The 21,795-nt window shown below is 63.4% G+C and carries 19 protein-coding genes; 5 read left to right on the forward strand and 14 right to left on the reverse strand.

The features are described from left to right. Positions 1 to 62: 62 nt before the first annotated feature. From OZ10_RS10605 to rluD, 3 genes are read right to left on the reverse strand one after another with little or no spacing between them, the layout of a single operon-like run. Entirely contained in the window at positions 63 to 569 is a 507-nt protein-coding gene (locus tag OZ10_RS10605; protein ID WP_052210016.1) for a DUF4166 domain-containing protein, read from the reverse strand. 20 nt (positions 570 to 589) lie between these two features. Continuing rightward, on the reverse strand, positions 590 to 1,402 hold the full coding sequence (pgeF, locus tag OZ10_RS10610; protein ID WP_039405556.1) for a peptidoglycan editing factor PgeF: 813 nt from the start codon (positions 1,400 to 1,402) through the stop codon (positions 590 to 592). A 1-nt stretch (position 1,403) separates the two neighbouring features. Continuing rightward, positions 1,404 to 2,399: a 23S rRNA pseudouridine(1911/1915/1917) synthase RluD gene (gene rluD / locus OZ10_RS10615; protein WP_039405553.1), complete on the reverse strand. Its 996-nt coding sequence runs from the start codon at positions 2,397 to 2,399 to the stop codon at positions 1,404 to 1,406. A 120-nt stretch (positions 2,400 to 2,519) separates the two neighbouring features. On the opposite strand from rluD, the gene OZ10_RS10620 reads away from it, so the two are divergent. Together OZ10_RS10620 and OZ10_RS10625 are read left to right on the forward strand one after the other, a co-directional pair. Further along, positions 2,520 to 3,401: an outer membrane protein assembly factor BamD gene (locus OZ10_RS10620; RefSeq protein WP_039405550.1), complete on the forward strand. Its 882-nt coding sequence runs from the start codon at positions 2,520 to 2,522 to the stop codon at positions 3,399 to 3,401. Positions 3,402 to 3,668: 267 nt separating this feature from the next. Then, positions 3,669 to 4,658 (forward strand): glycoside hydrolase family protein, encoded by a 990-nt coding sequence (locus OZ10_RS10625; RefSeq protein WP_039564775.1) that lies wholly within the window; start codon positions 3,669 to 3,671, stop codon positions 4,656 to 4,658. Here the strand turns inward: OZ10_RS10625 and OZ10_RS10630 are convergent. From OZ10_RS10630 to sucC, 4 genes are all read right to left on the reverse strand, one after another. Further along, positions 4,652 to 6,292: an NAD+ synthase gene (locus OZ10_RS10630; RefSeq protein ID WP_039405543.1), complete on the reverse strand. Its 1,641-nt coding sequence runs from the start codon at positions 6,290 to 6,292 to the stop codon at positions 4,652 to 4,654. The genes OZ10_RS10625 and OZ10_RS10630 overlap by 7 nt on opposite strands. A 1-nt stretch (position 6,293) precedes the next feature. Next, positions 6,294 to 6,686, reverse strand: coding sequence for an endonuclease domain-containing protein (locus OZ10_RS10635; RefSeq protein ID WP_039405684.1), 393 nt, complete (start codon positions 6,684 to 6,686; stop codon positions 6,294 to 6,296). 436 nt (positions 6,687 to 7,122) lie between these two features. Next, positions 7,123 to 7,998 carry a succinate--CoA ligase subunit alpha gene (sucD, locus tag OZ10_RS10645; RefSeq protein WP_005921370.1) on the reverse strand — a complete coding sequence of 292 codons (876 nt, stop codon included), beginning with the start codon at positions 7,996 to 7,998 and terminating at the stop codon, positions 7,123 to 7,125. Positions 7,999 to 8,022: 24 nt separating this feature from the next. Beyond that, positions 8,023 to 9,192 carry an ADP-forming succinate--CoA ligase subunit beta gene (sucC, locus tag OZ10_RS10650; RefSeq protein WP_039405518.1) on the reverse strand — a complete coding sequence of 390 codons (1,170 nt, stop codon included), beginning with the start codon at positions 9,190 to 9,192 and terminating at the stop codon, positions 8,023 to 8,025. A 232-nt stretch (positions 9,193 to 9,424) separates the two neighbouring features. Here sucC and OZ10_RS10655 point away from each other — a divergent pair, with 232 nt between their 5' ends. Beyond that, positions 9,425 to 11,038: a sensor histidine kinase gene (locus tag OZ10_RS10655; protein WP_039405515.1), complete on the forward strand. Its 1,614-nt coding sequence runs from the start codon at positions 9,425 to 9,427 to the stop codon at positions 11,036 to 11,038. Between the two features lie 204 nt (positions 11,039 to 11,242). On the opposite strand, the gene OZ10_RS22165 is transcribed toward OZ10_RS10655, so the two are convergent. Continuing rightward, positions 11,243 to 11,599 carry a hypothetical protein gene (locus OZ10_RS22165; protein ID WP_139051306.1) on the reverse strand — a complete coding sequence of 119 codons (357 nt, stop codon included), beginning with the start codon at positions 11,597 to 11,599 and terminating at the stop codon, positions 11,243 to 11,245. On the opposite strand from OZ10_RS22165, the gene OZ10_RS10660 reads away from it, so the two are divergent. Further along, positions 11,586 to 12,980: a sigma-54-dependent transcriptional regulator gene (locus OZ10_RS10660; protein ID WP_039405513.1), complete on the forward strand. Its 1,395-nt coding sequence runs from the start codon at positions 11,586 to 11,588 to the stop codon at positions 12,978 to 12,980. The genes OZ10_RS22165 and OZ10_RS10660 overlap by 14 nt on opposite strands. A 212-nt stretch (positions 12,981 to 13,192) precedes the next feature. Here OZ10_RS10660 and pilB read toward each other — a convergent pair whose 3' ends face one another. The 6 genes from pilB to OZ10_RS10690 form a co-directional block, all read right to left on the reverse strand. Beyond that, entirely contained in the window at positions 13,193 to 14,929 is a 1,737-nt protein-coding gene (gene pilB / locus OZ10_RS10665) for a type IV-A pilus assembly ATPase PilB (RefSeq protein WP_039564778.1), read from the reverse strand. Positions 14,930 to 15,048: 119 nt separating this feature from the next. Further along, positions 15,049 to 16,041, reverse strand: a complete 993-nt coding sequence (galE, locus tag OZ10_RS10670; protein WP_236726973.1) for a UDP-glucose 4-epimerase GalE — start codon at positions 16,039 to 16,041, stop codon at positions 15,049 to 15,051. An 86-nt stretch (positions 16,042 to 16,127) separates the two neighbouring features. Continuing rightward, positions 16,128 to 17,672: an NAD(P)/FAD-dependent oxidoreductase gene (locus OZ10_RS10675; protein ID WP_039564779.1), complete on the reverse strand. Its 1,545-nt coding sequence runs from the start codon at positions 17,670 to 17,672 to the stop codon at positions 16,128 to 16,130. A 1-nt stretch (position 17,673) separates the two neighbouring features. Continuing rightward, entirely contained in the window at positions 17,674 to 18,135 is a 462-nt protein-coding gene (locus tag OZ10_RS10680; protein WP_139051307.1) for a GtrA family protein, read from the reverse strand. After that, on the reverse strand, positions 18,132 to 20,039 hold the full coding sequence (locus OZ10_RS10685; protein WP_139051308.1) for a hypothetical protein: 1,908 nt from the start codon (positions 20,037 to 20,039) through the stop codon (positions 18,132 to 18,134). Before OZ10_RS10685 ends, OZ10_RS10680 begins: the two co-directional genes overlap by 4 nt. 81 nt (positions 20,040 to 20,120) lie before the next feature. After that, positions 20,121 to 20,528 carry a pilin gene (locus OZ10_RS10690; protein WP_039564783.1) on the reverse strand — a complete coding sequence of 136 codons (408 nt, stop codon included), beginning with the start codon at positions 20,526 to 20,528 and terminating at the stop codon, positions 20,121 to 20,123. A 353-nt stretch (positions 20,529 to 20,881) separates the two neighbouring features. Between OZ10_RS10690 and OZ10_RS10695 the strand changes: the two genes are divergently transcribed. Continuing rightward, the coding region (locus OZ10_RS10695) for a type II secretion system F family protein (protein WP_039564784.1) at positions 20,882 to 21,795 on the forward strand (914 nt) is incomplete at its 3' end.

The raw sequence follows: 21,795 nt of genomic DNA on the forward strand, positions 1-21,795 counted from the left end.
GCGCCCCACGAGGCGGCTCCGGGCACGCCGGCTCCAGGTGGGCGCGTTCAACGCCCGGCGGATCAACGCGGTTCAAGCCAGCCCTCGTAGCGAATGAACGGCCCTACCAGCGGCAGGTGCACGTCGACGCAAAATCCGTAGCGGCCGGTGTCGGCATGCTCGCGGCAGCGCACCTGCTCGAACCAGCGTGCAGGCAGCGGAATCCAGCCAAACGCCCACACGCCGGTCGCCTGCCAGTACAACGCATCGGCATCGGCGTGCAGCGCGAACTCGAACCGGACCGCGCCAAGGTGCTCGCGCAGTGCACGGCCATGCCGCCATAACCTCGAATGCATCGGCAGGCCGTCAAACCGGCGATGCCAGCGCTCGCCCTGTGCATCGACCAGAAACTCCACGTCCACCGCGACCGTGCCGCTGCGTGGCAAGCGGCTCAGCAGCGCCAGCAACGGCACCAGGGCATGGCGCCCGCGCTGGATCTGCGCCCTGCCGGCGAAGGTCTGCCGCTGCTGCACCGAATGCAGCGCACGCACCGGCGCGGGCAGTTGCGCGAATGCGGCCTGGCCCAGCACCTGCGCGAACAGTGGCGTGCTCAGGGCGCGATCCAGGCCAGCGTGGCCATGCGCCCGCTGCGGTGATCGCGGCGATGCGAAAAAAAGCGCCCGGCATCGGCAATGGTGCACAGCCCGCCGCCATGAATCGCCGCAGCCGGCACGCCGGCACGCTGCAGGCGCTGCCGCGCAAGCGCATACAGGTCCACCCGCCAATGGCCCGGACGGGTGGCGACAAACGCCACCCGCGCCTGCACGTCGTCGCCGACGAAGGCGTTGAACACGTCTTCGCCGATCTCGTACATGTCTGGCCCTGCCGCCGGTCCCAGCCACGCCATGACCTGCGCTGCCGGCGTGCGCATGGCGGCGACGCTGCGCTCCAGCATGCCGTCGGCCAGCCCGCGCCACCCCGCATGGGCGGCAGCCACCTCGCTGCCATCCCGCGCAGCCAGCACCACCGGCAGGCAATCGGCGGTCAGGATCGCCAGCACCACGCCCGGCACCGCGGTCACCGCCGCATCGGCGCTGGGCTCGTGCGCGCCCGGCACTGCATCGCCGCCGCCTGCCTGCCCCACCAACCCGGGCGGTGGCGTCTCCACCCGCAAGACCTCGACACCGTGCACCTGCCGCAACCACCACGGCGCGCTGGGCAAGGCCAGCGCATCCGCCAGCAGCGCCCGATTGCGTTCCACCCGCTCGGGCGCATCGCCCTGGGCACTGCTGCGGTTGCCCAGATTGAGCGTGTCGAACGGGGGCACCGATTCGCCCAGGCCGTAGCGCAAGGTGGTCAGGGCCCGGATGCGTGGGGGCGCCGGCCAGTCGGCGGGCAGGACGAACGGCGCGGACACGGTCACGTCAGCGACGCGCCAGTTCGGCCGCGCGTGCGCTGTCCTCGCGCAGGGCGGTCATCAGGCGCTGCAGATCGGCCGGCACCGGCGCGGTGGCGCGCACCGGCTGGCCGCTGACCGGATGCAGGAATTCCAGGGTTTCGGCGTGCAACGCCTGCCGCTTGAAGGTCCGCAGCTCGTGCACCAGCGCGTCGGTGGCGCCCTTGGGCAGCTTGAGCGCGCCGCCGTACAGCGGGTCGCCGACGATCGGCGATTTCAGGTGGGCCATGTGCACACGGATCTGATGGGTGCGCCCGGTTTCCAGACGGCATTCCAGCGCGGTATGCGCCCGGAAGCGCTCGCGCAGGCGGTAGTGGGTGACCGCATCGCGGCCATCGTCGCGCACGGCCATCTTCAGGCGATCGCGCGGATGGCGGTCGATCGGCGCATTGGCGGTGCCGCCGGACACCAGCGCACCGACCACCACCGCCAGATACTGGCGATGCACATCGCGCGCGGACAGCTGCTCCACCAGCGCAGTCTGCGCCTGCACGGTGCGCGCCACCACCATCACGCCGCTGGTGTCCTTGTCCAGGCGGTGCACCACACCGGCGCGCGGCACCGCCGACAGCGCCGGGTCGCGGAACAGCAGCGCATTGACCAGGGTGCCGTCCGGGTTGCCCGCGCCCGGATGCACCACCAGGCCGGCCGGCTTGTCGATCACCAGCACCTGGTCGTCCTCGTACAACACGTTCAGCGGGATGTCCTGCGGCGCGGCGTGGGTCTGGGTTTCCAGCACCACCTGCAGCTGCACGCTCTCGCCGCCGCGCAGGCTGTCGCGCGGACGCGCCATTTCGCCATCCAGCAACGCATCGCCGGACTTGATCCACTCCGCCAGCCGCGAGCGCGAGAATTCGGGAAACAGCTCGGCCAGCACCGCATCGAAACGGCGCCCTGCGGCGCTGTCGGGCACGGTGGCCTGACGGATGGACGGGTCGGTGAAGTCGGCGGAGGGGTCGGACATGGACACGGGCACTCAGGCAAAAACGGGAATTTGGGGGTCCGGGCGGCAGGAGTCAGTCGCCGGACAGGCCACTAGGCTATCATCGCGCTTTCGTTTTCCTGATGCGTCCTGCCCAGACCCATGATCCGACGGTCCACGTTTTCCGCGCCTGCGCGCCTGATTGCCCTCATGCTGGTCATGGCGTTCGTCATCACCGGCTGCCACCGCGGCGCCAAGGACAAGAATCCCGACGAGGGCATGCCGGTCGAGCAGCTCTATGGCAAGGGCCATGGCCTGATGGAGAAAGGCAACTGGGCCGGCGCCGAAGCCAGCTACAAGCGGCTGATCGCCCAGTACCCGTATGGGCCGTACACCGAGCAGGCGATGATCGAAACCGCCTACGCGCAGTACAAGGCCGGCAAGCACGACGACACCGTTTCCAGCGTCGACCGCTTCATCCGGACCTACCCGACCCATCGCAACATCTCGTATCTGTACTACCTGCGCGGGCTGGCCAACAGCAACCGCGACACGGTGTTCCTGCGCCGGGTGTGGTCGCTGGACCCGAGCCGCCGCGACCTGTCCTCGCCGCAGCAGGCCTACAACGATTTCAACACCGTCACCGACCGCTACCCGAACAGCCGTTACGCCGCCGATGCGCGCAAGCGCATGATCGAGCTGCGCGACATCTTCGCCCAGCATGAGCTGGACAACGCGCTGTACTACCTGCGCCGCAACGCGTGGGTGTCGGCGGCCGGCCGTGCCAACTACCTGCTGGAAACCTACCCGCAGAGCGCCTATCAATACGATGCGGTCGCCGTGCTGGCCGAGGCCTACACGCACCTGGGCAACAAGACCCTGGCCGCCGACGCACGCCGCGTGCTCGAGCTCAACAGCCCGCAGCACCCGTGGCTTACCGGCAACTGGCCGAAGTACCCCTGGGCCATCCGCAAGCTCAACCCGTTCGCCGGCGAGAAGTCCGCAGCCACCGGGCAGCGCAACGCGCAGATGAGCCGCGACTGAGATCGCGCACCTGTTGGCTGGATGTCTTCCTGAAGGGGCCGCAAGGCCCCTCTTTGTTGTGCGTTGGTGTGCCGCCCAAGGTGCATGCTGTCCGCTGGCGACGGCCATTCGACGGTGAATCCCCCCGCACGCTGCGGTGCGCTTGCGCTTTCCGGATCGGCCGATGGCCAGGAATCGGTGCCAGGTCACCGAACAGGCCGCGACGGCTGCCTATACTCGACTGCACAGAGGATCCACTTCCCCGCATGTGCCAGCCAAGGAGGCCGCATGTCACGCCCCATCGTTGTGTGTCTGCTTGTCCTGGTGCTGGCCAGCCTGACCACGACCGCCACCGCGGCGCCCATCGTCTACGGCGTCAACGCCCACGACAGCCGCACCGCCTATCCCATGGCCCAGGCCGAGGCCCGCTTCAAGCTGCTGGCCGCGCGCAATCTACGCAGCTACCGTTTCGATGTGGACCCGCGCGATTTCGCCACGCTGGATGCGCTGGTCCCGTTGGCGCGCAAGTACGGCATCACCCTGCGCCCGATGGTGTATCCGATGTCGCGCGAGATCGGTTACCAGCTGGCGCGTCGCTATGCGGTCGACATCAAGGTCTGGGAGATCGGCAACGAACAGGACCTGGTGCGCGCCGAGGCCGATGCCCGTATTGCCGCGATGACCACCATGTACCTGGGCATGCGCCAGGCCTCCAATGAGCTGGGCGCCGGGCTGCGCTTCACCATCAACATCACCGCCTGCAACAGCGACGACCGCAGCGCCAATTCGCGTTGCCCGGGCGACCGCAATGGCTCGCTGTGGTTCCTGGCCAAGGCCAAGGCGGCCGGTTTCAACTTTGACCACATCAGCTTCCACTACTACGCCTTCCACCAGGATGCCGGCTACTGGACGCAGCTGTACCTGGGCCAACTGCGCGCTGCCGCGCAAACCTATAACACCCCGGTGTTCTTCAACGAGCTGAACTGCGCGGAAATCTACACGGGCAACATCAGCGGCGGCACCGAAGGCGACCGCGGCTGTTACGACAGCCTGGCGCAGCTGCTGCGCACCGTGCGCGACAACTATGCCGACGTGGTGGCCGAGGTGAACGTCTACGAGTTGCTGGACCAGACCACCATCCAGGGGCCGGAAGGCCATTTCGGCCTGATGTACGACCTGGCGCGGCCCAAGCCGAGCTTGGACCTGCTTACCCGCTTCGCCCGACCGGCGGCCACCGCACCCGGGTCCGCGACTAGCGATGACGCCGCAACCTACTGACCGAAGTACCCATTGGTGATCGGATAACGTCGCTCGCGACCGAACGCGCGTCGCGACACCTTCGGACCGGGGGCGGCCTGATGGCGCTTCCATTCGTTGAGCCGCACCAGCCGCAGCACATGCTCGACGGTATCGGCCGCATAGCCGGCGGCGACGATGTCATCGCGCGACTGCTCCTGATCGACATAGCGGTACAGGATGCCGTCCAGCACGTCGTACGGCGGCAATGAATCCTGGTCGGTCTGGTTGTCGCGCAGCTCGGCCGAGGGCGGGCGCGCGATCACCGCCGGCGGAATCACCGGCGCCCCGCCTACGGTATTGCGCCACTTGGCCAGGCCAAACACTTCGGTCTTGTACAGGTCCTTGAGCGGGGCATAGCCACCGCACATGTCGCCGTAGATGGTGGCGTAGCCCACCGCGTATTCGCTCTTGTTGCCGGTGGTCAGCAACAGCCCGCCGAACTTGTTGGACAACGCCATCAGGATCACGCCGCGGCTGCGCGACTGCAGATTTTCTTCGGTGATGTCCGGCTGGGTGCCTTCGAACATCGGCCCCAGCGCGGCGAGCAGTCCCTCGAACGCCGGCTCGATCGCGATGGTTTCCAGCTTGACGCCCAGCGCGCGACATTGCTCGTCGGCAAGATCGTTGGACAGGTTGGCGGTATAACGCGAGGGCAGCCGCACCGCGGTCACGTTCTCCCCGCCCAGCGCATCCACCGCCATCGCCAGCACCAGCGCCGAATCGATGCCGCCGGACAGGCCCAGCCACACCTTGCTGAAGCCGTTCTTGCGGCAATAGTCCTGCAGCCCGCGCACCACCGCACGCCACGCCAGCGCGTCCATGCTTTCGTCGCCGTCGTCCACCCACACCACCGGGGTGAAGCTGCGCGCGCCGGCCGCGTAGTCCACCACCAGCCATTGATCCACAAACGCGGCAGCGGCCGGGTGCACGGTACCGTTGCCATCGGCCACCACCGACGCGCCGTCGAACACCAGCGCATCCTGTCCACCGACCACGTTGAGGTAGGCAATCGCCGCCCCGCTCTCGCGGGTGCGCTCGGCCAGCAGCGCATCGCGCTGGGCGTGCTTGCCGCGCTCGTACGGCGAGGCGTTGGGCACCAGCACCAGCTCGGCACCGGCCTGCACCGTCTTGGCCAGCGGCTCGGCGAACCACAGGTCCTCGCAGATCACCACGCCCACCTGCACGCCCTTGACCGTGACCACGCAGCTGTCGCCATCCGGATCCACGTCGAAGTAGCGGCGCTCGTCGAACACCGCGTAGTTGGGCAACTCGCGCTTGCGGTAGGTCGCCTCGATGCGCCCGTCGCGCAACACGCTGGCGGCGTTGTAGACCACGCTGCCGGCACTCTGCGGCCAGCCGACCACCGCCACGATACCGCGAGTGGCGTCCGCAATCCGCGCCAGCGCCTGTTCGCAATGCGCCAGGAACCCCGGACGTAGCAGCAGGTCTTCCGGCGGGTAGCCGCTGATCGCCAGTTCGGGAAACAGCACGATGTCCGCATCGAACTCGTCGCGTGCGGCTGCGATGAAGTCGATGATGCGATCGGTGTTCTGGGCCACCGCGCCGACCGGGAAGTCGAACTGGGCCATGGCGATGCGGAGCGTCTGGGACATGTCAACGGCCTTGTGCGTGTGTTTTCCGAAGCACGGAAGCGGGAAGGAAGGAGCGAGCCGCAAGCAGACCCCGCGCGATCATCTCGCAGACGTCGTCGCCGTTGGCCAGAACTGCATTATTCCAGAAGCGCAGCACCTGGAAGCCCTCGCAGCGCAGGAAGGCATCGCGCGTGGCGTCCGCGCCGGGCAGCAGGTGCTGGCTACCGTCTATTTCGACGATCAATGCCCGGGCGAGGCAGACGAAATCGACGATATAGGGCCCTACCGGAAACTGACGCCGGAACTTGAAGCCGAGCAGGCGTCGATCTCGCAACCGATACCAAAGCGCGTGCTCAGCGGCGGTCATTTCACGACGCAGATGCTTGGCGAATCCGGTCTTGGCGGCGTGGCGCATGGACATTTCCGGCAGGAGGATGGCCAAGGTGGCTTGCACCGCCCGGGTGGCGCTATCGGTGTTGATGGCGCTTTGGCGTGGGAGATCGCCGCGCGGGAGGCGCCCTCACCCCTACCCCTCTCCCGCAAGCGGGAGAGGGGATGTCGCAGCCGGCCGGGGGGGTGAGCTGCGAAAGTTGCGTGGCCGTGACGTGCTCCGTCTATCAAGCAGGCGACGACCAGCCCGGCATTTCTTGGACCATGATCCAGCAGCATTTCTTGCTGTTGCTGTTGCTGTTGCTGTTGCTCTTGCTGTTGCTCTTTCTCTTGCTGTTGCTCCCTTCTCCCGCCTGCGGGAGAAGGTGCCCGAAGGGCGGATGAGGGGACGCTTCCAAACAAAAGAGGCCGCCCGAAGGCGGCCTCTCTAACGCTCACACGCGTACGCGCGCGGGACGTGCTTACTTCACCAGCGCAGCGATCGCCGCACCCAGATCGCCCGGCGAACGGACGGTCTTGACGCCGGCAGCTTCCATCGCCGCGAACTTGCCTTCGGCCGTGCCCTTGCCGCCCGATGCAATCGCACCGGCGTGGCCCATGCGCTTGCCGGCCGGCGCCGAGGCACCGGCGATGAAGCCGACGACCGGCTTCTTGACGTGGTTCTTGATGTACTCGGCACCGGCTTCCTCGGCGTCGCCGCCGATTTCGCCGACCATGATGATGCCTTCGGTCTGCGGGTCTTCGTTGAACAGCTTGAGGCAGTCGACGAAGTTCAGGCCGTTGATCGGGTCGCCACCGATGCCGATGCAGGTGCTCTGGCCCAGGCCCACTTCGGTGGTCTGCTTGACCGCTTCATAGGTCAGCGTGCCCGAACGCGACACGATGCCGATCTTGCCCGGCTTGTGGATGTGGCCCGGCATGATGCCAATCTTGCACTCGCCCGGGGTGATCACGCCGGGGCAGTTCGGCCCGATCAGCACGGTGTCCGGATGCGAACGGGTCAGCACGTTCTTGACGCGCAGCATGTCCAGCACCGGGATGCCTTCGGTGATGCACACGATGACCTTGATGCCGGCCGCAGCCGCTTCCAGGATCGCGTCGGCCGCATACGGCGGCGGCACGTAGATCACCGAGGCGTCGGCGCCGGTGGCCTCGACCGCATCGGCCACGGTGTTGAACACGGGCAGGTTGATATGGGTGGTGCCGCCCTTGCCGGGCGTCACGCCGCCAACGACCTGGGTGCCGTACTCGACCATCTGAGTGGCGTGGAAGGTGCCCTGCTGGCCGGTGAAGCCCTGCACGATCACCTTGGTATTCTTGTTAATCAAAACGGACATGGATAGTTCCTTCGGTGTCGTGAATCAGGCGGCGTTCTTGACAGCTTCAACGACCTTCTTGGCACCGTCGTTGATGTTGTCGGCCGGGATGATGGCCATGCCGCTGTCGCGCAGCAGCTGCTTGCCTTCTTCCACGTTGGTGCCTTCCAGGCGCACCACGACCGGAACCTTGACGCCCACTTCCTTGACCGCGGCGATGATGCCTTCGGCAATCATGTCGCAGCGGACGATGCCGCCGAAGATGTTGACGAAGATGCCTTCGACCTTGTCCGAGGACAGGATCAGCTTGAACGCCTCGATAACGCGCTGCTTGTTGGCACCGCCGCCCACGTCCAGGAAGTTCGCCGGCTCGCCGCCATTGAGCTTGATGACGTCCATGGTGGCCATGGCCAGGCCTGCGCCGTTGACCATGCAACCGATGTTGCCGTCCATGGTGACGTAGTTGATGTCCAGCTCCGACGCGGTCACTTCGGTCTCGTCTTCCTGCGTCTTGTCGCGCATGGCGACCAGCTGCTTCTGACGGAACGCGGCGTTGTCGTCGCTGTCAAACTTGCCGTCCAGCGCGTACAGGTTGCCGTCGTCCAGGATCGCCAGCGGGTTGATTTCAACCAGCGCCAGGTCCTTTTCGTTGAACAGGCGATACAGGTTCACCATGATGCTGGCGAACTGGCCGGCCTGCTTGGCGTTCAGGCCGAGCTTGAAGCCGAAATCGCGGCCGTGATAGCCCTGCACGCCTTCGACGAAATCGACGTTGAGCGAGTGGATCAGCTCCGGCGTTTCGGCCGCCACCTGCTCGATCTCCACACCACCCTCGGACGAGGCGATATAGGTGATGGTCTTGGTGCCGCGGTCGACCAGGATCGACAGGTACAGCTCCTTGACGATCTCGCCGGCGGTGGTCACCAGCACCAGGTTGATCGGCAGCTCGACGCCGGCGGTCTGGTAGGTCGACATCTTGGTGCCGAGCATCTTGGCCGCTGCGGCCTTCACATCGTCGGTGGTCTTGCAGAACTTGACGCCGCCAGCCTTACCGCGGCCGCCCGCGTGGATCTGCGCTTTCACCATCCAGGGGCCCTGGCCCAGGGAATTGGCGACTTCAACCGCTTCGTCCGGGGTCGCCGCGACCTTGCCGGCCGGAACGGGGATGCCGTACTCGGCAAGCAGCTGTTTTGACTGGTATTCGTGGAAATTCATGCGTCACCGTGGGAAAAGGAAACGACCGCTGCGTGCAACGCAGTCCGCCTAGGCGGCACGTCATGGGACGCGAACGGGCCGCCTATTGTGGCCGACCACGCCGTGCGGCGCAAAAATTCGCCGGAATTGGCCGAGCAATCGCAGACTTGCGCGCCGCCCGGCAATGTGCGCACACGCTGTGCATGCCGCCGCACCTGCCTATACTCGCGGCTTGTTACGGCGGGGAATCGGCTTGGCATCCAGCGCATCGCTCATCGACCGGATCCAGTCCGCGCCACAGCGCGAGCTGTACTTCTTCTCGCTGTACCGGGTGCTGGTGGCCGGCCTGATCGCCGCGCTGGTGTTCAGCCCCCTCTCCGACGCCATCCCCGAGCCGCGCTACCCCCGGCTGGGCGCGGCGGTGGCGATCGGCTACCTGTGCCTGGCCATCCCGCTGCTGTTCTGGGGCCGCAACGAACGCCGGCTGACCGCCACTGTCCTGTGTGCGGTGATCGCCGATATCCTGGCCGCGACCCTGGCCACGCATGCCCTGCCTGGTGCCAGTGCGGGCATCGCGATGATGCTGCTGTTCAACGTGGCGGCCGCCTCGATCCTGCTGCGGCTGCGTTACGGCATGGGCATCGCGGTGCTCGCCAGCAGCGGCATGGTGCTCGAATACCTGTGGACGTTGCTCGAAGGCGGCGGCGCCACCCGGCCGCTGGCCGAGTTGGCCATGTTCGCCACCAGCTATGTGGCGGTGGCCTTCATCTGCGAGCAGATCGCCTCGCGCGCGCGCAGCAACCAGGTGCTGGCCGAAGAACGCGGCGCGCAGGTCGCCAATCTTTACGAGATCAACGAGTTGATCATCCGGCGCATGCGTACCGGCGTGCTGGTGGTGGATGCGCACAATCACATCAGCCTGGCCAACGAAGCGGCGCTGGCGCTGCTGGGCGATGGCGACCAGCGCAAGGCACCGACCGACCTGTCGCTGGCCGCGCTCACCCCGGAACTGGCGCGCCGGCTGCAACGCTGGCGCAGCGGCTGGCGACAGGAGGAAGCGCCACTGCAGCTCGGCGCCGACCGCCCCGAGGTGCAGCCACGTTTCGTCCGCCTGCTGGCCGACAGCGACCTGGTGCTGGTGTTCCTGGACGATGCCACGGTGGTCTCGCGCCGCGCCGAATCGCTGACCCTGTCGGCGATGGGCCGCTTCTCTGCCAGCCTGGCGCACGAAATCCGCAACCCGCTGGCGGCGATCAGCTACGCCTCCCAGCTGCTGGAAGAATCGCCGGACATCGGCGACGCCGACCGCCGGCTGCTGCAGATCATCCACCAGCAGTGCCAACGCACCAACGGCATCGTCGAAAGCGTGCTCGGCCTGGCCCGGCGCGAACGCGCCAGCCCGGAGAATCTGGACCTGGCCGCGTTCGTCCGTCGCTTCGTGGTCGAGTACCGGCAGACGCTATCGATGGAAACCGACATCCTGGAAGCCAGCATCCAGGGCAGTTCGGTGCATGCCCTAGTCGACCCCAAGCATCTGCACCAGATCCTCACTGCCCTGGTCCACAACGCCCTCAAGTACGGCCGGGTGATGGACGAACCGGCGCGAGTGAAGCTGCGCGTCGAACGCCTGGAGCGCACCGCAGTGATCGACGTGATCGACCGCGGCCCGGGCATTCCGGAAACCGTTGCCGCACAACTGTTCCGCCCGTTCTATACCACCTCCGAACATGGCACCGGGCTGGGCCTGTACATCGCCCAGGAGCTGTGCCGCGCCAACCAGGCACAACTGGACTATGTCTCGGTGCCGGGTGGCGGCGCCTGTTTCCGGATCGTCCTGCAGGCACCCAACGGCTTGCTCGGGAAATAAGCAGGACGGTAAGGAGCGACGTGCGCACGTTCGGCTGGCGGGATTGGCTGGTTCGCAGTGCCGGGCATCGTCAGTGCCGTGGGCATCGATGGCCGCAAACGATGGCGACATCGTGCCGCATTGAGCCTGTGAGCTGCAGCGATGGCCGCACCTCTCGCTGCGCCAGACCAGGGCCGAAGGGCTGCCGCCCGAGCGCAGCTCGCGTCAGTTGCAGCGCGTGTTGCGCACCCAGTTCCGGCGCATCCGCAAGGCGATGATCGGGCCAGCGAGCAGAATCAGCCGCTTACCGCGCGGCATCGCGCGATAGGTCCGGCCCGAGTAGTGAAGCCTGAAGTGACGCACGCCCGCACGTCCCTTGCGGAGGTGGACTGAGCCAGCGCTGGAAAGCAACGGCTCTTCCGCGGCGGACGCTTTGCACGCGCTGCCCACGCCGCCGCCGAATCTCACAGCGATGAAGCGCAGTCGAGCTGCCTGCACCAAGTGAATGGTTGTGCCCGAAGGGCGCGGCAATTGTCGATTGTCATCGCGCTGGGCTATCGTGCGCAGGATGAACGAACCCAAAAGCGCCCTGGTTGTCGATGACGAGCGAGATATCCGCGAGTTGCTTGTTCTCACCCTGGGCCGCATGGGCCTGCGCATCAGCACCGCCGCCAACCTGGCCGAAGCGCGCGAGTTACTGGCCAACAACCCGTACGACCTGTGCCTGACCGACATGCGGTTGCCCGACGGCAACGGCATCGAACTGGTCACCGAAATCGCCAGGCACCACCCGCAGACCCCGGTGGCGATGATCACCGCCTTCGGCAGCATGGACCTGGCCGTGGAAGCGCTGAAGGCCGGCGCCTTCGACTTCGTGAGCAAGCCGGTGGACATCGGCGTATTGCGTGGCCTGGTCAAGCACGCGCTGGAATTGAACAACCGCGACCGCCCGGCCCCGCCACCACCGCCACCGGAACAGGCCAGCCGCTTATTGGGCGATTCGACCGCGATGGAAAGCCTGCGCGCCACCATCGGCAAGGTGGCGCGCAGCCAGGCGCCGGTCTATATCGTCGGCGAATCGGGCGTGGGCAAGGAGCTGGTGGCGCGCACCATCCACGAGCAGGGCGCGCGCGCGGCCGGCCCCTTCGTGCCGGTCAACTGCGGCGCCATCCCGGCCGAATTGATGGAAAGCGAGTTCTTCGGCCACAAGAAAGGCAGCTTCACCGGCGCACATGCCGACAAGCCGGGCCTGTTCCAGGCCGCACACGGCGGCACGCTGTTCCTGGACGAAGTGGCCGAGCTGCCGCTGCAGATGCAGGTCAAGCTGTTGCGCGCGATCCAGGAAAAGTCGGTGCGCCCGGTCGGCGCCTCGGGCGAAACCCTGGTGGACGTCCGCATCCTGTCGGCCACCCACAAGGACCTGGGCGACCTGGTCTCCGACGGCCGCTTCCGTCACGACCTGTACTACCGCATCAACGTGATCGAACTGCGCGTCCCACCACTGCGCGAACGCGGTGGCGACCTGCCGCAACTGGCCGCCGCCATCATCGCCCGGCTGGCGCACAGCCATGGCCGCCCAATCCCGCTGCTGACGCCCTCGGCGCTCGACGCGCTGGACCAGTATGGCTTCCCCGGCAACGTGCGCGAGCTGGAAAACATCCTCGAACGCGCCCTGGCCCTGGCCGAGGACGACCAGATCAGCGCCAGCGACCTGCGCCTGCCCGCCCACGGCGGCCACCGCCTTGCCGCCGCCCCCGGCAGCGCCGCGGTCGAACCGCGCGAAGCCGTCCACGACATCGACCCGGCGTCCGCCGCACTGCCCTCCTACATCGAGCAACTGGAGCGCGCCGCGATCCAGAAAGCGCTGGAAGAAAACCGCTGGAACAAGACCAAGACCGCCGCGCAGCTGGGTATCACGTTTCGGGCGTTGCGTTACAAGTTGAAGAAATTGGGGATGGAGTAGGCGGGTGGGAGTGGGGAATCGGGAATCGGGAATCTAAAAGCGCAGGCGCCGGCTGCGATGGTTCTCGCGGGAGACGCCGCTATGGATTGGCTCACGCATCATCTTGCGGTGGCCGGCTGCAATCCTTGGCCCAGCTGTCCAAACAAAAAAGCCTGGGACGTAGAGGTCCCAGGCTTTTCGATTCCCCAATCCCGATTCCCGATTCCCAGCCCTTAGTCCTTGGTCACCCGATTGATCTCAGCCAGGCTGGTCACCCCGTGCGCAGCCTTCATCAACGCCGACTGCCGCAAATCGCGGATACCGATCTTCTGCGCGGCCTCGGCGATCTGCATCGCATTGCCACCTTCCAGCACGATCGCGCCGATCTCGTCGGTCATCGGCATCACCTGGTAGATGCCGGTACGCCCCTTGTACCCTTCAGTGCACTCGTCGCAGCCCACCGCCTCATACAGGTCGATCCCCGCAGCGATCTGCTCCGGCGTAAAACCCTCCGCCAGCAATGCGTTCTCAGGCAGCGACGACTTGCGCTTGCAGTGGTTGCACAGCCGCCGCGCCAGGCGCTGCGCAATGACCAGCGTCACCGACGAGGTGATGTTGTAGGGCGCAATGCCCATATTCATCAAACGCGCGATGGTCTGCGGCGCATCGTTGGTGTGCAACGTCGACAGCACCATGTGACCAGTCTGCGCCGCCTTGATCGCAATTTCGGCCGTTTCCAGGTCGCGGATTTCGCCGACCATGATGATGTCCGGGTCTTGGCGCAGGAATGAGCGCAGCGCCGCAGCAAACGTCATGCCGCGTTTGACGTTCTGCTGCACCTGATTGACGCCCGGCAGGCGAATTTCGACCGGATCCTCAGCCGTGGAAATATTACGGGTCTCATCATTGAGGATGCCCAGCGCCGTATACAACGACACCGTCTTGCCCGAACCAGTCGGTCCGGTCACTAGCACCATGCCATAAGGCTTGTGGATCGCTTCCAGGAACAACTTTTGCTGATCCGCCTCGTAGCCCAGCTTCTCAATGCCCAGCTTGGCCGCACTGGCATCCAGGATACGCAGCACTACCTTCTCACCAAACAAGGTCGGCAAGGTACTCACACGGAAGTCGATCTGCTTGGTCTTGGACAGATTGAGCTTGATGCGCCCGTCCTGCGGCACCCGTTTCTCGGCGATATCCAGCTGCGACATCACCTTCAAACGCGCCGCGATGCGCTGGTTCAGCTTCACCGGCGCCTTGGCCACATTCTTCAGCAGCCCGTCGATGCGCAACCGCACCCGGTAGTCGTCTTCATACGGCTCGAAATGGATGTCGGAGGCTCCCCGCCGGATCGCATCCACCAGCACCTTGTTGACGAACTTCACCACCGGCGTGTCGTCGCCCTTGGCATCGACCCCGGAATCCCCGCCGGCGCCCATGTCCTCGTCGCCGGCCGAGACGTCCAGGTCACCCATTTCTTCGTCATCGTTCCCCAACGACGAACCAAACGAAGCATTACTTGCCTGCCACTGCTCCAAGGTACGGCGTATCTGGTCCTCATCGACGAGAATCGGCTCGACAACCAAATTGGTATGGAACTTGATGTCATCCAGCGCACGGGTCTGGGTCGGGTTGCTCACCCCCACGAACAACCGATTGCCGCGCTTGAACAGCGGCAGCACCTGATGTTTCTGGAGCAACTCATCACTGACTAATTTCACCGCATTCTGGCTAGCGTCGAACACAGACACATCCATCAGCGGCATGCCGAACTCCACGGCGTTGGCGGCAGCCAGCTGCGCTGCCGATACAAGTTTCTTTTCGGCAAACCACTGAGGAAGCGGAACCTTGGCAGCTGCAGCTTGGTCCATGGCCCCGCGTGCGGCGGATTCATCGAGCGCACCGTCTTGAACCAAGCGGCGGGCCAAGCCGGTAATACCGATAAGGTTGGCGGTGGTAACGGCGTTCATGCGTTTCCTCTATTGGACCCAACGCTCCGCCAAAGGCGGCCGCTATGTGGCTATTCAAACTAGGATACTAACCGCAGCACTCACGCACGAGCACCTTTCTAGCATGACCAATACAGCATTCAGAATGACTGGGCACGGTGCCAGTGCCAAGCACTCTCGATAATTCCGAGCATATCCTGCCAACTGCGTTCCCAACCAAGCACATCACGTGCTTTGGCACTAGAGGCCACCAATCGCGCAGGGTCGCCGGGGCGCCTACCTACCAACTCGAACGGTACGGGCCGACCAACCACCTTCTCAGCAGCCGCGACAATATCCATCACCGAGTAGCCCTGCTCACTGCCTAGGTTGAAATCGTGGGCACCCGGACTGGACTCAAGCAGAGAAACTGCCAGTGCATGGGCCCTGGCTAGGTCTTGTACGTGCACATAATCGCGAATGCACGTTCCGTCAGCCGTAGGGTAGTCGGCGCCAAACACTTTCAGGGGCGGCGCTTGCCCGGCAGCTGCCCTTAGTGCATTCGGAATGAGGTGCGTTTCGTAAGCATGCGCCTCACCGATACCATGCTCGGAAAGAGCACCAGCAGCATTGAAGTAGCGAAGCACTACAGAAGACAGGCCATAAGCCGCCCACGCGTCAGCAAGAATACGCTCCACCATCAGTTTACTGGCACCGTAGGGCGCGATCGGATGCATCAATTGCTGCTCATCGATCAGCATCATAGATGATTGCCCAAACACCGCCGCGGTAGAAGAGAACACCAATTTATCCACGCCGCGCCGACGCATCTCCGCCAGGAGGTTTAGCGTGCCAGTCACGTTGTTCTGGTAGGCGGGAAGCGGATCGCACACTGATGCGGCTATCAGCGAAGTCGCCGCAAAATGCATCACAACGTCATAGTCACGCCTGTCAAAAGCTCGCGCCAACGATGCGTTATCCAGCAAATCCGCCTGAATAAACTCCCCCCATTTGACTGCTTGACGATGACCGGTGGACAGATTGTCCAGCACAGTCACTACATGCCCTTGTTCGGCCAGCCACTGGGACATATGGCTACCGATATACCCTGCCCCGCCACAAACAAGGACACTCCACATCTTTTTCAGCTCCATGTGTAATCAAATACCGCGACAATCCGGCCCTTCTGCAGCAGCCACGCCCGGGCATCAGCCGAAAACGGCTCAGCGCTGATCCATACTCAAGACTTGGCTTCTTCGTGGTACTCATCGTCCACATTGATCGACCACAAGCGGCTCTTATCCACATTGCCGGTCAGAATCTGCTCGGCGGCTTCCTTGGCCGTCAGCATTGAATGGTCCTGATTGTTATAGCGATGCATGCCGTTGCGTCCCACTAAAAATAGGTTGGGCACCGCGTCCAACGCTGCACGCAACTGGTCGAAGCGTGCATATGACTCGCCGAAGTAACCTGGATAGGCCTTAGGCACGCGAATCACCACCGCGTCCTGCGCAGATGCGGCAGAAACCAAACCGATCTGCAGCATCTCACGCTGCGCCAACTGCCGCAGGTCGGTATCGGACATCTTCCAGAGATCATCAGTCTCGCGACAGAAGAACTCTAAGCCCATCCACACCATGGACGCGTCCTTGACCATGTGCGGACTCCAGTTATTGAAAATCTGTACGCGCCCCACGTTCACGCCTGGCTCCTGGATGTATATCCAGTTGTCACCCAACGCACGCGGCAACTCGCTGGCCCGATATAGCAGGCCAACGGTGATGAAGTCGCGGTACTGCAGGTTGTCAGCGATGGCTACAATGTCCTCGCCCCAGCTTTGCCGCGAGGCAGCCACCAAGTCACGCATAGGCATCGTCGACACCGCGTGGCTGCAATCCAATTTGAAGGTCTCACCCGCCTCGCTTTGCACGGTCACGTTGCGCACTTGCCCAGCATCCACGGCAAGGCCCACAGCCTTGTGGTTCATCAGCAGGGTGCCACCTCGCGCTTTGAACAACTGCGCAGCGGTCTCCCACATTTCACCGGGTCCATGCTTGGGGTATAAAAAATTTTCGATCAGCGAAGTCTGCGCAACCTTTCCACTCAGGCCCAACATGCCTCTAAGTGCATGCAACGCCGCCTTGGTGACCGACAAGCTCTTGATGCGCTGCGCACCCCATTCGGCGCTGATTTGATTGCAAGGCACACCCCATACCTTCTCGGTGTATTCCTTGAAAAACTGGCCGTACAGGCGCTGGCCGAAGCGGTTGACCAGGAAATCCTCCAGACTCACCTCAGGCTCGATTTTGCTGACCTGCGCACGCAAGTAGCTAAAGCCAAACAACACGGACTTGCCTACGCCCAGCTTGCGGAAGCTGTCCACGTTCAACTTCAACGGATACGAAAAGAGCCGTCGGTTGAAGTAGATTCGTGACAGGCGGTTGCGTACCAGCATGGCAGTCGGCTTGGCCCCATCGGCCACGGCGGCACCGGCCGGCAGGCCATCGCGCGCCTGGCCCTGGTAACGTAGATTCAAAGGAACATCACCCGAGTGTTCGATGGGCATCAGATTGGCCCACCACTGCATCACCCAGTCCGATTTAGAGAAGAAACGGTGCCCGCCGATGTCGATGCGGTTGCCGTTGTGGTTGACCGTTCGTGAAATTCCGCCGACACAATCATCGGCCTCCAGCACCGTCACCTGCACGCCGGGCTGTCCCACCAGCTCCAGCGCTGCCGTTAGCCCTGCAGGCCCAGCGCCAATGATCACTACATGCTTACTCATGCTACTTCCCTTCCCCAATGGACCGACCACGCGCGCGCGGCCGGAACAGAACCAGTTTCCGCAGTACAAAGTTGGAGGTGAATGAAAAACCCACCGCAATCAACCTGGCAATGCTCCCCGGCATACCAAGCCATTCAATGCTTAGCCACATTATCCCCTGCACTACAAGCAAGCCGGAACAACCGATCAGCACGAAAGCTGCCAGTTCTGCTGAGCGCGAATGGAGGCTGCGCGTAGCGAACACCCAACGCACGCTGATGCCGTAGGCCACCACGCTACCTACCAGGAAGCCCGCGGTAGCAGCACCGTACCAGCCCCACCCCCATCTGGCGAGCAAGCCAAAAGTACCCAGATCAACCAGCAACGCCACGGCCGAAGCCAGCAGATAGCCTCCGCCTTCTGAGGCCCAGTCTCGCCGGGCCGTGGAGGGTGCGGCGACTTCCACTGCAGATGGTTCGCTCATGCTTGTGCGCCCCTCGCCGGCGGCGGCACCCAGTCTGAGCACTTGTACAGGTACTCGGTAGTAATCATTTCGCCTGTCCGCGGGTGACGCACCTGCCACCTGCTGCGCACATGCTTTTCCTGGTCGAACGGCAACACAAAGTAATCAGGCGGCGCCAGATCACCATGGCGCATGCACATATGGTCCAGACCCATCTCGCTGATCCTGCAAGGTTCGGCGTCCACCTGCACGTTTGCCATCACCTCGCAGATCTCCGCCTGCAGCGTCACCGGTTCTACTTGGGCGCTCAACTGTCTGCCCAGCAGTGCCGTCTGCCGGTTGAACATTTGCCCGGACAGCTGCTGTGGGCTGTAGTAATTGGCACGCCGGAGTACTAGCCAGGCGGCACGCGGGGAGGCCTCGCTGGCAAACCAGAACACGCTGGCATTACGAGGGATGTCTTCACTAAACACCGCCGTGCCATGGGCGGACTCTTGGAACCGGGTCCACGGGCTGCGCGAATCCCACACGCTCAACGCGCCCACCAAGGCAGCTATTGAGAGCACGCCCATCAGCGCCTGCCTTTTCGGCCCGCTCCTGCGGTAACTCCAGACGGCCAACGCGACCAGCCCCCCGCAGATCAGCGGATAGGCGAAGATCATCACGTCCTGGCGGACCACTTCCGGATTGCGCCCGGTCATTTCGTACACTGCCCACATCTGCAACTGGTAGCGCGCTGTGGCCACAATCATCGCCACGCTCAATCCTGCCAGCAGTAGGCCGCGAATAGGAGGGCTCACCCGATCAGCCACATGCGGCCAGACCATATGCAGGGGGATTAGTCCCAGCACCGCCCATGGCAGCGTGCTGCGTGGCACGCTGGCACCGATTACGGCAATGGCGACCACCAATAGGGGCGCAATCCAGAGACGTCCACCCCGCTGCCACTGATCCCAAACCAGGAATGGGATCGAAGCCGCAGCCAACCAATGCACGATCCACAGCACGCGCCACAGCTGCAAGCCAATGGGCAGGATCAGCCTCAACATATCAGCCAGCAGGAAGCTCAAGCCCAAGCCGAGTACGGTGGCGAGCAATACTGCCTTGGCCAACCTGCCTAATATCGTGTTGGGGCCGCCCCACTGGGCCAGGAGGTTCAGCAGATAGACATCTGCCAGCACGATGCACCAGTCACGCGGCGTCCAGGCGCCCAGAAACACCTGGTCGCCTACATCATCAATCATGCTGCGCCATTGCGTGTCCATCACCAGTAACAGGCCATCCAGGGGGCCGTCCCTCAATGCTGCCAAGATCAGGACAGGCATCACTAGCAGCAATGACCACAGCCAGCGGCGATCACCCAAAACGAGCCAGCACCAAGCCACCAGCGCAGCGACAATGGCCTGCAGAGGATGCAGCAGCCCCGCAGCAACAAACAAGGCCACTGCCCAGGCAATCCGATCGCGCGCCAGCGCCGCAATGGCTAGCAGGCATAGGGCCTCGGCAAAGGGTCGCGCAGTCAGGAAAGGCTCCGCATACGAGAACATACTGAATGCGCCATAGCCCGTAGGCATGACAATCAACGCCAGCAGGGCGGGCCAGCGCCAGCGTGCCGGGAAGAGCACAGATACGCACAAGGCGCTGGCAGCATAGAAGAGCACGCGGCTGGCAAAGGTCAGCGCCAAGAAGGCCTCACCCGGCTCTACGTGAGCCAGTAGTAGCGCCAGCAGCTGGGGGAATAGGGTAAAGCTGGCTTGGCTACCCGCGACAAAAAACAGGTCGCGGTTGAAGATATCTGGCGAGATCAAGCGCAAGGCTTGGCCCAAATAGAGCGTCGCGTCGTGGCGGATGCCCGTGTAAGGCCTGAGGTAGATGATCAGAGCCAGCGCAAAGCACCAGGGCGCGATCCTGCGCAACGTCAGCATGTACCGGGTCCACATCCAGAAAAAGCGAGCCCCGCAGACGCGGGGCTCGACTACAACACTCAGCGCATCACTCCTGCCGTATTACTGGCAGGTAGACGGGCGGTACTTGGCGGCGATAGAGCCACTGCACACCCAACTGACCTGACCATTAGCCCCTTTGGTGCCAGTAAGCGTGATGGTGCCTGTAGGTGTGCTGCCCCCCAGATCCTTGGCAGTAGCAGTAATTACGCCCGCAGCATAAGTGACGCCCGACACATACTTGGACGATTGGCTCTCAATGGCAACGGTCGCGGGCATGGTGGTCCCGGTATCCGAAGCAGCAGCTTCAGAGACAGTTGTACGGGCTGACGAGGCAGCCAGCACAACTTCCGATACGCGCGACTTGACCAGGTAATCCTGATACGCCGGCAACGCGATAGCTGCCAGGATGGCAATGATCGCAACCACAATCATCAATTCGATCAGCGTAAAACCTTGTTGCTTCTTCATGAGTACATCCCCTAGAGGTTTATGGAATTGCCGAAATCTCCGGCCCGGGCACGTAACGCATCCAGGCAGGGTGTGTTGTGCGAGTTGATACCTGCAGGTTGTATGCCAACCTCCAATGACCAGCTCGTTTCGCTCCCCGGAACAAATGATGTCAGGTATTTCCACAGATGGAAGCACACTTCCTCGCAATTGGGACGGCACAGCCGATGTGACGCATCAGGTCACATTTTGACAGCCATGTGACCCGAACAGGTCAGTCAATGTACGGCAGCTCGAAGTGATGTCCTTCCCAATCAAACACGCTACCATCAACACAAATTCCGGCCTGGGGATGGCTGGATGGGGAGCCCAATATGTCAGTCGCGCGTAGCGCCATCAAGAAGCAACCGGTCGACCGGAACACCAGCATGCTGCAGACCTTCGTTTGGGAAGGGGCTGACAAGCGTGGCGTGAAGATGAAGGGAGAGCAGACAGCCCGCAACGCCAATATGCTGCGAGCAGAGCTGCGCCGTCAGGGCATTGTGCCCAGCATGGTGAAGCAAAAGCCAAAGCCCCTTTTTGGAGCAGCGGGCAAGAAAATCACGGCCAAAGACATCGCGTTCTTTAGTCGTCAGATGGCGACGATGATGAAATCGGGCGTGCCCATCGTCAGCTCGTTGGAGATCATTGGCGAGGGACACAAGAACCCACGCATGAAGAAGATGGTCGGCCAGATCAGGACAGACATCGAGGGGGGATCCTCGCTCTACGAGTCCATCAGCAAACATCCTGTTCAGTTTGACGAGCTCTACCGCAACCTCGTCCGCGCGGGCGAAGGTGCCGGCGTACTGGAGACAGTCCTCGATACGGTCGCCACGTACAAAGAGAACATCGAAGCCCTCAAGGGCAAGATCAAAAAGGCAATGTTCTACCCTGCGATGGTGGTTGCCGTCGCAATCATCGTAAGCGCGATTTTGCTTATCTTTGTAGTCCCTCAGTTTGAAGAGGTATTCAAGAATTTCGGTGCTGAACTACCCGCATTCACTCAACTGCTCGTCAACGCTTCGCGTTTCATGGTCAGCTATTGGTGGTTAATGTTGGTGGTGATAGTCGGATCCATTGTTGGATTCATATTTGCTTACAAACGTTCTCCACGGATGCAGCATGGACTCGATCGATTGATCCTCAAGGTCCCGGTGATTGGGCAGATCATGCACAACAGCGCTATTGCACGTTTCGCACGCACAACTGCAGTGACATTTAAGGCTGGTGTTCCACTGGTGGAAGC

Source organism: Xanthomonas cannabis pv. cannabis (assembly GCF_000802365.1).
Lineage (GTDB): Bacteria > Pseudomonadota > Gammaproteobacteria > Xanthomonadales > Xanthomonadaceae > Xanthomonas > Xanthomonas cannabis.